Here is a 14,543-nt window from a genome sequence, read left to right as displayed (position 1 = left end):
CCATTCTGAGGTTATCATGACCCTGACACCCACGCTTTACAAGATCGTGACGGAAACGCTCTGGCAGGAGGCGAGGGCAGCCGGCGTTTTTCGTGGCGCGCCGATCGACCTTACGGACGGCTACATCCACTTCTCGACAGCCGCCCAGGTCAGGCAGACGGCGGCCCTTCACTTCGCCGGCCAGGCGGGGCTTCTGCTCGTTGCCGTCGATAGCAGCAAGTTCGGCGACGAACTCGTCTTCGAACCCTCGCGCGGCGGCGCTCTCTTTCCACACCTCTATGCGGAATTGCCGATGTCGGCCGTGTTATGGGAGGCGCCGCTGCCGCTCGATGTCGCCGGCCAGCACGTCTTTCCGGATCTTGCGCCATGATCGAGCTTTTCAAGCACGCCGCCCGCAAGGGTCTCTTCCTCTTCGACCCCGAAACCGCTCATGGCATGTCGATTGCCGCACTGAAGGCAGGCGCCGTGCCGGCCTGCCGGATCGCCCCCGATCCGCGCCTGCGGCAGAGCGTTGCCGGGCTCGATTTCGTCAATCCGATTGGCATGGCGGCCGGCTACGACAAGAACGCCGAGGTTCCGGAAGCGTTGCTGAAGATCGGCTTCGGTTTCACCGAGATCGGCACCGTGACGCCGAAGCCGCAGCCCGGCAACCCGCGCCCACGCATCTTCCGGCTGGTCGAGGATGAAGGCGTCATCAATCGCCTCGGCTTCAACAACGAAGGCCACGATGCCGCCTTCGCACGCCTGTCGGTCATTCGCGGCAACGGCATGATCGGCGTCAACATCGGCGCCAACAAGGACAGCGAGGACCGCATTGTCGACTATGTCCTCGGCATCCGCCGGTTCTATTCGGTCGCTCGCTATTTCACCGCCAATATCTCATCACCGAACACGCCGGGCCTGCGCGATTTGCAGGCGCGCGAAAGCCTCGCCGCGCTCTTGTCGGCAGTGCTTGCTGCCCGCGATGCCGAAGCCGAAAAGGCAGGCAGAAAGATCCCAGTCTTCCTGAAGATCGCGCCTGATCTGACGGAAGAGGGGCTGGACGATATCGCCGCCGAAGCGCTGTCGCATGCCCTGGACGGCCTGATCGTTTCGAACACCACGCTTTCCCGCGAGGGCCTCAGGGACCAGCGTCAGGCGAAGGAGGCCGGCGGGCTTTCCGGCAAGCCGCTGTTCGACAAATCGACCGCCGTTCTCGCCAAAATGCGCAAACGCGTCGGCCCAGGCCTGCCGATCATCGGCGTCGGCGGCGTCTCGTCCGCCGAAACCGCGCTCGAGAAGATCAAGGCCGGTGCCGATCTCGTGCAGCTCTATTCCTGCATGGTTTATGAGGGGCCGGGCCTCCCGGGCACGATCGTTCGCGGCCTGTCGAAGCTGCTCGATCGCGAGCAGGTCAGATCCATCCGCGACCTCAGGGATACGAGAACGGACTACTGGGCAGGACGGAACGTTTGATCCGCCCGCGGCCGCACGAGCATCGCCAGGAAGACACCGCGAAACAGCAGGAAGCCGTTCATCGCCAGCCATAGGCCATGATTGCCGAACAGCGGCACGAAAACGGCCAGCGCTATGAGATAGCCGGCAAACGACATGAGCATCCGGTTGCGCATGTCGGTCGACCAGGTGGCGCCGATGAAGACACCGTCCATCAGGAAGGCCAGCGCCCCCGTAAGTCCGGTGACGGCGGCCCAGGGCAGGTAGGTTTCGGCCGCCTGCTGCACCTCCGGCGAGGTGGTTAGCACCGAAATCAACCATGGACCGGCCAGCAGGAAGAACACGGAAATGAGGCCGGCAAGCCCGAAGGACCAGAGCGCCGTCAGCTTCAGGCCACGCTCGAAGGCCGGCCGGTATCGCGCGCCGATCGCCCGTCCGGTGATCTGCTCTGCCGCGTTGGCCAGTCCGTCGAGATAATATCCGGAGAGCAGGAAGAAGTTCATCAGCACGGCGTTGGCGGCCAGCGTGACCGCTCCGAAGCTCGTGCCGATCCGCGTCATCAGAGTGAAAGCGGCGAGCAGCACGAAGGTGCGGATCAGGATGTCGCGGTTCAGCGCGAAAAGCTCGGCGAGGCGATGCCGGGAGAAGATCTCCGTGCGTGTCGGCCGATGCGCGCGATCGAAGCCGCGAAGGACAATCAGCAAGCCGACGACAGCACCGGCTGTCTCGCCGACCATCGTACCCCAGGCGACGCCCGCCACGCCCCAGTCAAGCCAGAGGCCGAGATAGATCGCCAGTATGATGTTGATGCCGTTGATGATCGTCTGCAGCAACGGCCAACGGTGCCCTGGCCGCGGCCGAGCACGAAGCCGAGGATCGCGTAATTGGCAAGCGCTGCCGGGCCGGCAAGGATGCGGATGGAGAAATAGGTGCTGGTGGCGGCCGCAACGGCGCTCTCCGGTCCCATCAGCTTCAGCCCGGCTGCGAGTAGCAGTGGCGAAAGACAGAGAAGCGCTATGCCGCAGCCGAGCGCGGAGATCAGCGCTCGCCAGAAGACGCCCTGCTGGGCGTGCCGGTCGTGCCGTCCGAAGGCCTGCGCCGTCAGTCCGGTCGTGGAGGCGCGCAGGAAGTTGAAGCTGCCGAGGATAAGGTCGAAGAGCATGGCGCCGATCGCAAGCCCTGCCAGCGCATCCGGCTGACCCATGTGGCCGACGACGCCGGTGTCGACGAGGCCAAGGAGCGGCGTCGTCATGAAGCCGAGCGTCATCGGAATTGCAATCGACAGCACCAGTCGGTGCGTCACGTCGAATGCCAGCCTGTTCTCGTGACCGTGCGTATCCATGTCTGCCTCTGAGGAAGGAGGCAGAATCGCCTCAGCCGGAAAGCACCATTGCCCAATAGGGCACGCTTTTGGAAGCAGAATTGCGTGCTACCGCAACGCCGAGACCATTGTAACGACCGAGCATGTTCTCCAGATGGTGCGGAGAGTTGATCCAGGCGGTCACAACGGCCGGCACCGACTGTTGGCCGGCCGCGATGTTTTCGGCGGCCGGCATCTGTACGCCGCTTGCCTTGACGCGCGGGCCGAAGCCGTCGCCGATCCCCATCACGTGCTTCATCTTGCCTGCCGATGCCATGCGCTTGGCCTGGAACATCGCGGCATCCTTGGCAGCAGGATCCGCCGAAAGCGGCGGCAATCCGTTCTTGGCACGCAGCTGATTGACTAGCGGTAGAGCGTCCGCCGTTTCGTCTTCGCTATCAGAAGGCGTGGAAGCGAACTTGGGCGCGGTTGTGCAGCTTGCAACACCGGCGACCAGCACGAGGCCGGATATGTGTAGTAGCCCACGCCGCGAGAGGATGAGAGAGGTCATATTAACGCCGATAGCTGAAGAGACGGATGAGGACGAAGACCGGGATCACGACGGTCGCACCAAGCAACAAATAATCGCCGACGCGTCCCAAAGCGGCAAAGCCGCGATGCCAGACTTCCAGAACGAAATTGCGGAAGCCGTAGACGAAATCCAGCGGCGCCCAGCCGAACACGGCCATGATGAAGCCGACGATCAGCGATACGACCAAAAGCTTGACCAATGTGCGGCCGAGGGAATCGCCGAGAAACTTGTTCACCTGATCGGACATGCGCCATCTCCTGTTTGTCCCTGAAATACGGGCGCGGAACGCCGCTCGCAAGCCTTTTTCAGGTCTGGCGTCTCCGCCTCTGAAATAGGACTTGAGTTTTTTTGTGACCGCAGCCAAATGCGGGCCAATCCCAATAGGTCTTCACCATGCAGCCCAACCAGCTCACTTCAGGCGACGTGATCGCCGATCGCCGCGCCGACTACGCCAAGATGCTCGACGAAAGCGGCGAACCGGACGCCGCCGCCGAATTGATGGAGCAGGCGTTGGAACTCGTGCCGGGCTGGGCGGCCGGCTGGTATCGGCTGGCCGGCTACCGCGAAAGGGCCGGCGATAAGTCAGGCGCGATCGACGCCTACCGGCGCACTTTGGAGGTCAGTCCGGACGATATTTTCGGAGCCGAGCTCAAGCTCGCTTTGCTTGGCGACGTCGAGATGCCGGACCAGCCGCCGAGCAGCTATGTCGAGCGATTGTTCGACGACTATGCCGATCGCTTCGAGACGTCACTGGTGGAGAAGCTCGATTACAGCGTTCCCGCCAAGCTTGCGGCGCTCGTCGCGACGACCGGCAGGAACTATGCGTTGGCCGTGGACCTCGGCTGCGGCACCGGCTTGCTCGGACCGGAGATCCGTGATCGCGTTGCGCGCCTCGAGGGATTCGATCTGTCGCAGAACATGCTCGCCAAGGCTGCCGAGAAGCATATCTACGATCACTTGGCGCAAGCCGATCTGTCGCTGGCTCCGGAAGCGACGGGCCTCTTTGTCGAGGGAGCGACGCATCGTGCCGACCTCGTCACTGCCGCGGATGTGTTGATGTATCTCGGCAATCTCGAGAGTGTGTTCGAGGCGGTTTCAGCGCTTGTCTTGCCGGGCGCCGATTTCGCATTTTCGGTCGAGGACGCGGGTGAGGGCGATGGCTTTCATCTCGCGCCGTCGCTGCGCTACGCCCATTCCGAAAGCTATATACGCGCGCTCTGCGCCCGCCACGGTCTCGAGGTCATCGCCGTCAGCAAGACGCCCATTCGCAAAGATGGCTCAAACATCATTTCAGGTATCCTGTTCCTTACGCGCAAGGCGGGATAGCGGAACGATTCTTGCGAAGTGAATAATAGGTCAGCATTGCTTACGTATTTCGCTTGATTGCACTGCGAAAACGCCTGATAATCCTGGCTAATTCAGTAGGGTTCTTTCAGGATTTCGAGGCACCCGGGACCATTCATCACCTACATTTCGTCACGCTCGGGTCTCGCCCTGGCGCATATGAACATGTCTGCCGTTTGGGGATCAACGACAATGGCACAGCTCTTCAATGCCCTCGGTTTCTGGAATACCAGCGCCACTCGCCATACACCGGTCGAAGACGTCCAGGGGATTTTCTCCGGCAGCCTTATTGCGGCGCTCGGGCTTTATGTTCTGGCCAGCGCCGGCCTTCTGACCGGCAGCACCGCCGGCGTCGCGTTTCTGCTCCACTACGCCTTCGGCGTGAACTTCGGTCTCGCCTTCTTCCTGCTCAACCTGCCGTTCTTTTATCTTTCGTGGACGCGGCTCGGCATGGCCTTCACGGTCAAGACATTTATCGCGATCGGCCTGACATCGCTCATGACCAGCCTGCAGCCGAAGGTCATGGACATTTCCGCCATCCATCCGGCCTGGGCGGCCCTTCTCGGCGGTCTGCTGCTGGGTTTCGGCCTTCTGGCGCTCTATCGCCACCGCGCCAGCCTCGGTGGGGTCGGCATCCTGGGCGTCTATATGCAGGAGCGTTTCGGCATCCGCGCCGGCCTCGTGCAGATGGCGATCGACCTTTGTGTGCTGGCCGCAGCCTTCTTTGTCACCACGCCACCGGTGGTTTTCTATTCCGTTCTAGGCGCGGTGGTGCTGAACCTCTTCGTGGCCGTCAACCACCGCGCCGATCGCTACATCGCGCTTTAGGCAGCCCGTGCCGGCTTGTCGATCGGGTGCTGCGAGCGGAAGCCGACTGCCAGCCGGTTCCAGACATTGATCGTGCCGATCGCGACCGTGATCTTGGTGATCTCTTCTTCCGTGAAGTGGGCCTTCAGGGCTTCGAAATCGGCGTCCGGTGCGCCGGTTTCGGCGATACGGGTCACGGCATCGACCCAGCCGAGAAGGGCGCGTTCCTTGGCGTCATAGATCGGCGATTCCCGCCAGACGCACATCAGGTTGATCCACTGTTCGCTAAGCCCGTCATGCCGGGATTCCTTCACGTGCATGTCGACGCAATAGGCGCAGCCGTTGATCTGCGAGGCGCGCAGCTTGATCAGATGGATGAAGCGGCGTTCAAGGCCCGATTCCTGAACATATTGCTCGAGGGCGGCGACCGCCTTGTAAGCGTCCGGCGCGGCCTTGGCGAAGTTGAAACGTGCTTGCATGGTTCATTCTCCTTTTAGGGTTCTGCGGCTCAGCGAGCCGCTCTGCGTTCATTGATCTCAAGGAAGGCGCAGCCGCGGGCGGCGATCCCGCCGTCGTCATCAGCAGCGAGCTGCACCAGGATGTCGGCGATGCTGGTCTTGGCGAGTTCGGCGCGGTAGACGCGCTCGGCCCTCAGCATCGCCGCGCTGATCTGGCACGGTTTGGTGAAATAGCGCCCTGGAAGCTGGTTCGGCCCGCGCTGGCGGATCTCGCCGCAGCGGAAAGCCGGCTCCGGCCCTTCGACAGCAAGGACGATGTCGAGAAGGCTGATCTCCTCTGTCGGCTTCGCCAACTTGTATCCGCCCTTCGGCCCCGGAACCGTGCTCACGATACCTGCGCCGGAAAGCGCCTGCAGATGCTTCAGAAGATAGCTCGTCGAAACGCCATGGAACTCTGCGAGTGCCGCGGCCGAGAGCACCCCGCCTTCGGAAAGGCCGGCCAGCATGGAAACGCTGTGTATCGCCTGCTCGACTCCATCACCCAGTTTCATCAGACCATCCTCAATTCGTGGATAAAAAATATCTATGATTATTGCACCTGTCAAGCGGCGATATGCGAAGGATCGGATAGACGTGCGCATTTTGGTCGTCCGGGGTTGTGAAGCGGGACGGATTCGCTAAAGTCGGCCCCGTTGGGCAAAAACAATTCCAATAAGGGAACAGCAATGAGAAAGACGATTTTCCTGGCCGCCGCTGCCTTGCTTGCGGCGACGCACCTCGCATCCGCCGAGGACACGATCCGCATCGCAACGGAAGGTGCCTATCCTCCATTCAACTATGTCGAATCCGACGGCAGCCTGAAGGGCCTCGACGTCGACATGGCCAATGCGCTCTGCGACGAGATGAAGGCCAAGTGCACGATCGTAGCGCAGGATTGGGATGGCATCATCCCCGGGCTCCTGGCCAAGAAATATGACGCCATCATTGCGTCGATGAGCATCACCGAGGAACGCAAGAAGCAGATCGACTTCACGAACAAATACTACACGACGCCGCTTGCGGTTGCCGTGCCGAAGGACAGCCCGCTCAAGGGCGTTTCGGTCGATGACATGAAGGGCAAGACCGTTGGCGCCCAGGCTTCGACCACGCAGGCCGACTACCTGAACGACGTCTACGCCAAGGGCGGCGCCGAAGCGAAGATGTATCCGACGCAGGATGAAGCCGTCGCCGACTTGCAGAACGGTCGTATGGACGCCCTGATCTCCGACAAGTTCGTGGTGGTCGACTGGCTGAACAAGGCAGGCAAGGATTGCTGCAAGTTGCTCGGCGACGTCCCCGGTACGGAAACGCAGGCCGGCATCGGCATCCGCCAGGGCGAGACCGAGCTGAAGGAGCGCTTCAACAAGGCGATCGACGCGCTCGTTGCGAACGGGAAGTACAAGGAAATCACCAAGAAGTACTTCCCCTTCGACATCTACTGATCGCTTGCCGATCCAATCGCGCGGAGGCCAAAAGCCTCCGCGCCCTCTGATCAAGTCCATCCTATGAAAACAGATATCCTCGTCCTCGGTGCCGGCATTGTCGGCGTCAGTGCGGCCATTCATTTGCAGGATCGCGGCCGCTCCGTCGTGCTTGCCGACCGCGGCGAACCGGGCGGCGGCACCAGCTACGGCAATGCCGGACTGATCGAGCGTTCCTCCGTCGTTCCCTACGCCTTCCCACGACAGCTCGGCGCGATTGCCAAGTATGCGCTGAACAATTCATCGGATGTCCGTTACGATCCGGCCTACCTGCCGCGCATCGCGAAATGGCTGGCGCGCTACTGGTGGCATTCCTCGCCGACCAATCTGGAAAAGGCGACACGGGCGCTGCTGCCATTGATCGAAGCCAGTGTCACCGAACACGACAAGCTGATTGGCCGCGCCGGCGCCTCCGACCTCATCCGCGAGCGCGGCTGGATGTCGTTCTACAAGAACCCGCGCCGTTTCGAGGCTGCCCGTGCGGAAGCCGAGGGCCTGTCCGCCCATGGTCTGGCGATCCGTATTCTCGATGCCAGCGAGTTTCTGGCGATGGAGCCTGCCTTCGCCGCGCGCGGTGGAAGCATCGCCGGCGCCGTCCACTGGCTCGACCCGAAGACCGTAACCGATCCACAGGCGCTGACGGCAGCCTATGCCAACCTCTTCACGGCAGCCGGCGGCACGGTCGTCCGAGCTGACGCCTCCGCTCTTCGCGAGGAGAAGAACGGCTGGTCGATCACGACAGCCGAAGGCGAGATCATCGAAGCCGGCGAGGTCGTCGTTGCCCTCGGCCCGCAATCCGGCCTGATCTTCCGCAAGCTCGGCTATTCCTTGCCGCTGGCGGTCAAGCGCGGCTACCACCGGCATTATGCGCAGCGCGAAGGCCAGCCGCTCGGCCACTCCGTCGTCGACGAGGAAGCCGGCTACGTGCTGGCGCCGATGGCGCGCGGTATCCGGTTGACGACGGGCATCGAATTTGCTGCGCCCGATGCGCCGCCGAATACCATCCAGCTCCGCCGCGACGAGGCTCAGGCCCGCGCGCTCTTCCCGCTCGGTGAGCCAGTGGAGGCCACGCCCTGGCTCGGCCTGCGTCCCTGCCTGCCCGACATGCGCCCGGTGATCGGACCGGCGCCGCGCCATCGCGGCGTTTGGTTCAATTTCGGCCACGCCCATCACGGCCTGACGCTCGGCCCGGCAAGTGGCCGGCTGCTGGCCGAGCAGATGGCCGGCAACGACACGTTTGCCGATCCGAAGCCCTTCCACCCGCATCGCTTCCTGTAGTTACAAGGTCTGCCATTCTATTTCTGCAGCCGCTGCACTACCTTTAGGGCCGTGGACCAGATCGATTCCGAAGCCCGCGTTGTCCTGCCTCAGCCTTTCACCCGCTGGTTCGCGGACAAGGGATGGCGTCCACGCGCCCATCAGCTGGAATTGCTGGCCCGCGCCGAGGCTGGTGACAGCACGCTGCTGATCGCGCCAACCGGCGCCGGCAAGACGCTCGCCGGCTTTCTGCCATCGCTGACCGACCTGACGCGTCGCGGCAAGATCCTCCCGGGCTCCGCCTTCACCGGTATCCACACGCTTTACATCTCGCCACTGAAGGCGCTTGCCGTCGACATCGAGAGAAACCTGATGAAGCCAGTGGAGGAAATGGTCCTGCCGGTGACGGTCGAAAACCGCACCGGCGACACGCCCGTTGCCAAGCGCCAGCGCCAGAGATTGAGCCCGCCCGACATTCTGCTGACCACCCCCGAGCAAGTGGCCTTGCTGCTCGCCAGCCGCGAGGCAGAGCGCTTTTTCAAGGACCTCAAATACGTCGTTTTCGACGAACTGCATTCGCTCGTCACCTCGAAGCGGGGCCACATGCTTTCGCTCGGCCTTGCCCGCCTGCGCCGGCTGGCACCCGCCCTGCAGACGATCGGCCTTTCGGCTACCGTCTCCGACCCGATGGACCTGCAGAAATGGCTAGTCGCGCAGCGGGAAGGCGAGGATCACCACGCCGGATTGGTCATCGTCGAAGGCGGCGCCAAGCCCGACATTTCGATCCTGTCGACCGAGGAGCACATTCCCTGGTCGGGCCATTCGGCGAAATACGCGATCCCCGACGTCTACAAGCAGCTCCTCGACCACCGCACGACGCTGCTCTTCGTCAATACCAGGTCGCAGGCCGAGATGCTGTTCCAGGAACTCTGGACGGTGAACGAGGAAAACCTGCCGATCGCGCTGCATCACGGCTCGCTCGATGTCGGCCAGCGCCGCAAGGTGGAGGCCGCGATGGCGGCAAACCGGCTACGGGCGGTTGTCGCCACCTCGACGCTCGACCTCGGCATCGACTGGGGCGATGTCGATCTTGTCGTCCATGTCGGCGCGCCAAAGGGAGCCTCGCGGCTTGCCCAGCGCATCGGCCGCGCCAACCACCGCATGGACGAGCCGTCGAAGGCGATCCTCGTGCCCGCCAACCGCTTCGAGGTGATGGAATGCCAGGCAGCACTCGACGCGAACTATATCGGCGCGCAGGACACGCCGCCGGTCGGGAAGGGCGCGCTTGATGCTCTGGCGCAGCATGTGCTCGGCATGGCCTGCGCCGAACCTTTCGATATGCTGGAACTCTTCGACGAGATATTGAGCGCCTCGCCATACGCCGATCTCTCGTGGGAGACCTTCGAGCGCGTCGTTGATTTCGTCGCGACGGGCGGCTATGCGCTGCGCACCTATGAGCGCTATGCCCGGATCCGCAAGACCAAGGAAGGACGCTGGCGCGTCTCAAATCCCCAGGTCGCCCAGCAATACCGGCTGAACCTCGGCACCATCGTTGAAAGCCCGATGCTCAACCTGCGCATGGTCAAGCGCGGCAAAGGCGGCAGGATCGGCCGCGGCGGTGCGACGCTGGGCAAGGTCGAGGAATACTTCCTCGAGCAGCTTTCGCCCGGCGACACCTTCATCTTCGCCGGCAAGGTGCTACGTTTCGAGGGCATCCGCGAGAACGAGGCGGTTGCCTCGCAGGCCTTCTCGATGGATCCGAAGATCCCATCCTATGCCGGCGGCAAGTTTCCTCTTTCCACCTATCTGGCGGACCAGGTGCGCTCGATGATAGCAGATCCCGACCGCTGGCGCCGCCTGCCGGACCAGGTGCGCGACTGGCTGGCGATCCAGCAGGAAAAGTCGATGCTGCCGAAGCGCGACGAGCTCTTGATCGAGACCTTTCCGCGCGGAAGCCGCTGCTACATGGTGATCTACCCCTTCGAGGGACGACTGGCGCACCAGACGCTCGGCATGCTGCTGACCCGGCGCCTCGAGCGAGCCGGCGCCAAGCCTCTCGGCTTCGTCGCGACGGATTATTCGCTCGGCATCTGGGGCTTCGAGGACATGGGGCTGATGATCCGCAACGGCCGGCTCAGCCTTGCCGATCTCTTCGACGAGGACATGCTGGGCGACGATCTCGAAAGCTGGCTCGACGAATCTTTCCTTTTGAAGCGAACCTTCCGCAATTGTGCCGTGGTTGCAGGTTTGATCGAGCGCCGTCACCCGGGCAAGGAAAAGACCGGGCGCCAGGTCACGGTCTCGGCCGATCTGATCTATGATGTGCTGAGAACCCACGAGCCGGATCACATTCTGCTGCAGGCGACGCGGCAGGATGCGGCAAGCGGGCTTTTGGATATTTCCCGGCTTGGCGATATGCTGAGGCGAATCAAGGGCCATATCACGCATCGCGCGCTCGACCACATCTCGCCGCTGGCGGTCCCCGTCATGCTGGAGATCGGCAAGGAGCCAGTGCATGGCGAGGCGCATGATGCCGTGCTGGCGGAAGCCGCCGACGACCTGATCGCCGAGGCGCTGGCTTAGAATAAGTCCCGGATAGGTTTGCGCCGGCTTACCATCCGGAATGCCCGATACGGAGATAGGGAGCGACCCGAAAAGGAGCTTCCGAGACCAAGGACTGACCCGAGTGATGAACCGCCTGGCGCTTGCGCGTGAACTGAACGGACTGGCCGCGCGACCGGGCGTCGAGACTTCGGTCCACGGCGTTGCCGCCGTCTGCGATCCGCTCGGCGCGCTCTACATGCCCGATGCCGGCATTCTCGTCGTGTCCGACCTGCATCTCGAAAAGGGTGCGGCCTTCGCCCGTCGCGGCATGATGCTGCCGCCCTACGATACGCTGGCGACGCTGACTGTGCTTTCGGCCGTCATCACCCGCTACGACCCGAAGCTGGTGGTCTCGCTCGGCGACAATTTCCACGACCGCGTCGGCTCGGCGCATCTGCCCGAGTCGTTCCGCAGCCTGATTGCGGAAATGGCGCGCGGCCGCGAATGGATCTGGATCAACGGCAATCATGATCCTGACGGCACTGTCGATCTGCCGGGTGCTTCCGTCGATGAGATGCATTACGGCGGTCTGACCTTCCGCCACGAGCCGAGAGGCGGGCTGCAGCAGGGCGAGATCGCCGGGCACCTGCATCCGGCCGCAACCGTCCGCCGCCGCGAAAAATCCGTCCGCCGGCCGTGCTTTGCCACCGACGGCGCCCGCCTGCTGATGCCGGCCTTCGGCGTCTTGACCGGCGGCCTCGACCTTCGCCACAAGGCGATGAAGGGCCTGTTCGATCACACTGCGCTCATCGCCCACCTCCTTGGGCGTGACCGGATCTACTCAGTCAGGTTTGGCAACCTGGTGGGTTAAGCGCGCGATAGGCGACAGGCGTGCAAACCGCCGTCGCGCTAGTCGCCGAAATAGTAGAGCGGCTGGCGAGTGAGCTCACCACGGCCGAGATGGCCGTACACATCGTTTCCCAGAATCCAGAAGGCAATCGCCTGTGTCTTCGTGTTGAAGATGTAGTCGCCGGAGATCCAGTGTTCCGCTTTGTTGCCAGAAAGCGCATACAGATAGTCGCCAACCTCATACATGACCGCCCGGTGCGAGTTGTAATCGTATAAGTAGCGCTCGGCCATCTATTCTCCTGATTCTATTTCGGAAAGAATCCCATGGTCCCGAATGTATTGTCAAACAATACTGTAGATGTACGAAGATCGACCCAATTTTGTTTGGTTCGTGTTGTATAGTGTTTCTATTGGACGTTCCCAGTGAAGGCCTTAATTGCACTCCTGCAATTGCCGTTGATAGGTCACTGCCATGTTGTTGAACCGCTGCGCCGTCTTCTGCAGCTGTGCATTCGAGCGCCAGTCGCCGCGCACGTAACCCTTCGGGCCGGAATAGTAGGCGAGATAGAGGTTGTAGGCATCGTTCAGGGGAATGCCGGTCACCTGGCTGTTTTGCGCGTGGTACCAGCCGATGAAGTCGATCGCATCGGCGAAGTTGGTGCGGCGCGCGGCCCAGCTGCCGGTGGCGGATTGGTAGTGATCCCAGGTGCCGTCGAGCGCTTGCGAATAGCCGTAAGCCGTCGAAGGTCGCGTCCACGGAATGAAGCCGAACAGCTTGGTGCGCGGTGGTCGCGCATAGGGCTGGAAGCCGGACTCGGTATACATGGTCGCCATCAGGATCGGAACCGGAACGCCATACTTGCGCTCCGTCTTTTCCGCCGCGCGCTGCCAGCTCGTGAACATCCCGTCGCGCTGCTCGAAGACGGCGCAGATGTTTCGGGTCTGTTTGGGAGCGGTCGCACAGCCGGCAACAAGTGCCAGAAGCACGAGAGCGGGGAGGGCACGGATACGCATTACAAGAACCTCTCGTTTCCGAGAGATTACTAACTCGTAAATATTAACGAGCGGTTTTTAGCGGAATGCGAGTTGCCACCTGCAAATGGCGGCAGTGCCGCTTAGGAGAGCAGCTTTTCCAATCCGGAATTTTGTCAGCGCCCGCCTGCGCTTTTCGACGCTTTGCTGCGTTAAAACGACGAAACCTCGCCGCTCGAAGAACAGTTTGGCCGTCAGGCCCGCTTCCCTTGCCAAACTGCCTGGCCCTGGGAGGCCGCACGAGCGTTGGTTCAAGTGTACTTTGCGCGTGGCCCAAAGGCATTTATTGTCGAAGAATGCCGGGCGCGGTTGGGAGTGTCTGATGTCGGCAGTGCCTTTCTCGAAGATTTCGACGCCGATCAACGCGCTGTTCGCCGCAATTGGTCTCCTGATCGTTGCTGCGCTGACGACGCCCAATCTCGCCGCGGAAGAGCAATTGGCCTTTGAGTTGCTGCTTGCGGCAATTTGGGTGGTCTATGTGCTCCAATTGGTTGGGACGTTGCTCTCACGTCGACAACGCCCGTCGAGCGGGGTGACGGCCCTTGCGATCGATTTGCTTGCCGTTCTGGTTCCGGTCGTTGCATTCCTGTTCGTTGGATCCCGCGATCGGAGCCTGTATTGCGCCATTTGGCTTCTCAAGCCGCTGCGGGACTCGAGCTTCTTCAGGCTGATGGCAAAGGTGGTTGCGAACGAATCGCGCAATCTGCTTGGCGTCACGTCGGTCTTCGGCATCGTTCTCTTTGGTGCCGCGCTGGCCGGTTATGTCATCGAGCGCGACGTCCAGCCAGACAAATTCGGCAGCATCCCGCAGGCGATGTGGTGGGCCGTCGTGACGTTGTCGACGACCGGCTACGGCGACGAGATCCCGCAGAGCCTCGGAGGGCGGATACTGGCTGGCCTGGTGATGATGAGCGGTATCGGCATTTTTGCGCTTTGGGCCGGTATCCTCGCCACCGGTTTCTACGAAGAGGTTCGCCGTCAGGACTTTGTTCGCAACTGGCAACTGGTCGCCGCCGTACCTCTATTCCAGAAGCTCGGCGCTGCCGCACTCGTCGAGATCGTGCGGGCGCTGCGACCGCGCGTCGTCCCTGCCGGTAGCGTGATCTGTCGCAAGGGTGATATTGGCGATCAGATGTTCTTCATCGTCGAGGGGCGGGTCAGCGTGGCAACCCCCGATCATCCGGTGGAACTTGGCAGCGGAAGCTTTTTCGGCGAGATGGCGCTGATCACGGGCGAGCCGCGATCAGCAACTGTCAGTGCCGCAACTGAGGTGTCGCTGCTGTCGCTCTATGCGGTGGAGTTCCAGATGCTGTCGAGCAGCAGCCCCGAGATCGCAGAGACCATCCGCAAGACTGCGCTTGAGCGACGGGGCGGGCTGCCGAATGCTTGATCCAATCCCGCTGTGG

Annotated in this window: 15 protein-coding genes and 1 pseudogene; 9 read left to right on the top strand and 7 right to left on the bottom strand. The window is 62.2% G+C overall.

Annotation, left to right across the window (positions count from 1 at the left end; translation table 11 throughout):
- Positions 1-16 precede the first annotated feature (16 nt).
- On the top strand, positions 17-370 hold the full coding sequence (locus IB244_RS25890; protein ID WP_192240370.1) for a DUF952 domain-containing protein: 354 nt from the start codon (positions 17-19) through the stop codon (positions 368-370).
- Positions 367-1,455, top strand: coding sequence for a quinone-dependent dihydroorotate dehydrogenase (locus IB244_RS25885; protein ID WP_192240371.1), 1,089 nt, complete (start codon positions 367-369; stop codon positions 1,453-1,455). The genes IB244_RS25890 and IB244_RS25885 overlap by 4 nt, the downstream gene beginning before the upstream one ends.
- Here the strand turns inward: IB244_RS25885 and IB244_RS25880 are convergent.
- The 3 genes and pseudogenes from IB244_RS25880 to IB244_RS25870 all read right to left on the bottom strand — a co-directional run bounded on the left by IB244_RS25880 (position 1,431) and on the right by IB244_RS25870 (position 3,573).
- Positions 1,431-2,776, bottom strand: a pseudogene (locus IB244_RS25880) (MATE family efflux transporter). The gene IB244_RS25885 and the pseudogene IB244_RS25880 overlap by 25 nt on opposite strands.
- Before the next feature lie 31 nt (positions 2,777-2,807).
- Complete coding sequence (locus IB244_RS25875; RefSeq protein ID WP_192306124.1) at positions 2,808-3,305, bottom strand: CAP domain-containing protein; 498 nt, start codon at positions 3,303-3,305, stop codon at positions 2,808-2,810.
- Between the two features lies 1 nt (position 3,306).
- Positions 3,307-3,573 carry a DUF6460 domain-containing protein gene (locus tag IB244_RS25870; RefSeq protein WP_018858604.1) on the bottom strand — a complete coding sequence of 89 codons (267 nt, stop codon included), beginning with the start codon at positions 3,571-3,573 and terminating at the stop codon, positions 3,307-3,309.
- A 146-nt stretch (positions 3,574-3,719) separates the two neighbouring features.
- Here IB244_RS25870 and IB244_RS25865 point away from each other — a divergent pair, with 146 nt between their 5' ends.
- Together IB244_RS25865 and IB244_RS25860 are read left to right on the top strand one after the other, a co-directional pair.
- Positions 3,720-4,652 carry a methyltransferase gene (locus tag IB244_RS25865; RefSeq protein ID WP_192306123.1) on the top strand — a complete coding sequence of 311 codons (933 nt, stop codon included), beginning with the start codon at positions 3,720-3,722 and terminating at the stop codon, positions 4,650-4,652.
- A 210-nt stretch (positions 4,653-4,862) separates the two neighbouring features.
- Positions 4,863-5,498 (top strand): YitT family protein, encoded by a 636-nt coding sequence (locus tag IB244_RS25860; protein ID WP_018858602.1) that lies wholly within the window; start codon positions 4,863-4,865, stop codon positions 5,496-5,498.
- Here IB244_RS25860 and IB244_RS25855 read toward each other — a convergent pair.
- Both IB244_RS25855 and IB244_RS25850 read right to left on the bottom strand, forming a co-directional pair.
- Positions 5,495-5,956, bottom strand: coding sequence for a carboxymuconolactone decarboxylase family protein (locus tag IB244_RS25855; RefSeq protein ID WP_018858601.1), 462 nt, complete (start codon positions 5,954-5,956; stop codon positions 5,495-5,497). The two genes, IB244_RS25860 and IB244_RS25855, sit on opposite strands and share 4 nt — an antisense overlap.
- Positions 5,957-5,985: 29 nt before the next feature.
- Positions 5,986-6,486 carry an RrF2 family transcriptional regulator gene (locus IB244_RS25850; RefSeq protein WP_018858600.1) on the bottom strand — a complete coding sequence of 167 codons (501 nt, stop codon included), beginning with the start codon at positions 6,484-6,486 and terminating at the stop codon, positions 5,986-5,988.
- Positions 6,487-6,660: 174 nt separating this feature from the next.
- Between IB244_RS25850 and IB244_RS25845 the strand changes: the two genes are divergently transcribed.
- The 4 genes from IB244_RS25845 to pdeM all read left to right on the top strand — a co-directional run bounded on the left by IB244_RS25845 (position 6,661) and on the right by pdeM (position 12,127).
- Positions 6,661-7,416, top strand: coding sequence for an ABC transporter substrate-binding protein (locus tag IB244_RS25845; protein WP_018858599.1), 756 nt, complete (start codon positions 6,661-6,663; stop codon positions 7,414-7,416).
- Positions 7,417-7,479: 63 nt separating this feature from the next.
- Positions 7,480-8,733: an NAD(P)/FAD-dependent oxidoreductase gene (locus IB244_RS25840; RefSeq protein ID WP_018858598.1), complete on the top strand. Its 1,254-nt coding sequence runs from the start codon at positions 7,480-7,482 to the stop codon at positions 8,731-8,733.
- Positions 8,734-8,784: 51 nt separating this feature from the next.
- Positions 8,785-11,295: a ligase-associated DNA damage response DEXH box helicase gene (locus IB244_RS25835; protein ID WP_192306121.1), complete on the top strand. Its 2,511-nt coding sequence runs from the start codon at positions 8,785-8,787 to the stop codon at positions 11,293-11,295.
- A 106-nt stretch (positions 11,296-11,401) separates the two neighbouring features.
- Positions 11,402-12,127, top strand: coding sequence for a ligase-associated DNA damage response endonuclease PdeM (gene pdeM / locus IB244_RS25830; protein WP_018858596.1), 726 nt, complete (start codon positions 11,402-11,404; stop codon positions 12,125-12,127).
- A 38-nt stretch (positions 12,128-12,165) separates the two neighbouring features.
- Here the strand turns inward: pdeM and IB244_RS25825 are convergent, their stop codons facing one another.
- Complete coding sequence (locus tag IB244_RS25825; protein ID WP_025660367.1) at positions 12,166-12,396, bottom strand: hypothetical protein; 231 nt, start codon at positions 12,394-12,396, stop codon at positions 12,166-12,168.
- A gap of 141 nt (positions 12,397-12,537) precedes the next feature.
- A complete protein-coding gene (locus tag IB244_RS25820) occupies positions 12,538-13,119 on the bottom strand; it encodes a transglycosylase SLT domain-containing protein (RefSeq protein ID WP_018858594.1) in 582 nt (193 codons plus the stop codon).
- A 340-nt stretch (positions 13,120-13,459) separates the two neighbouring features.
- Here IB244_RS25820 and IB244_RS25815 point away from each other — a divergent pair, with 340 nt between their 5' ends.
- Entirely contained in the window at positions 13,460-14,527 is a 1,068-nt protein-coding gene (locus IB244_RS25815; RefSeq protein ID WP_192306119.1) for a cyclic nucleotide-gated ion channel, read from the top strand.
- Positions 14,528-14,543: the final 16 nt, after the last annotated feature.

Origin of the sequence: Rhizobium sp. RHZ02 (assembly GCF_014851575.1) — a bacterium.
Classification (GTDB): domain Bacteria; phylum Pseudomonadota; class Alphaproteobacteria; order Rhizobiales; family Rhizobiaceae; genus Rhizobium; species Rhizobium altiplani.
The sequence above is the reverse complement of the archived record's forward strand: the minus strand, read 5'-3'. Positions and strand labels throughout refer to the sequence as shown.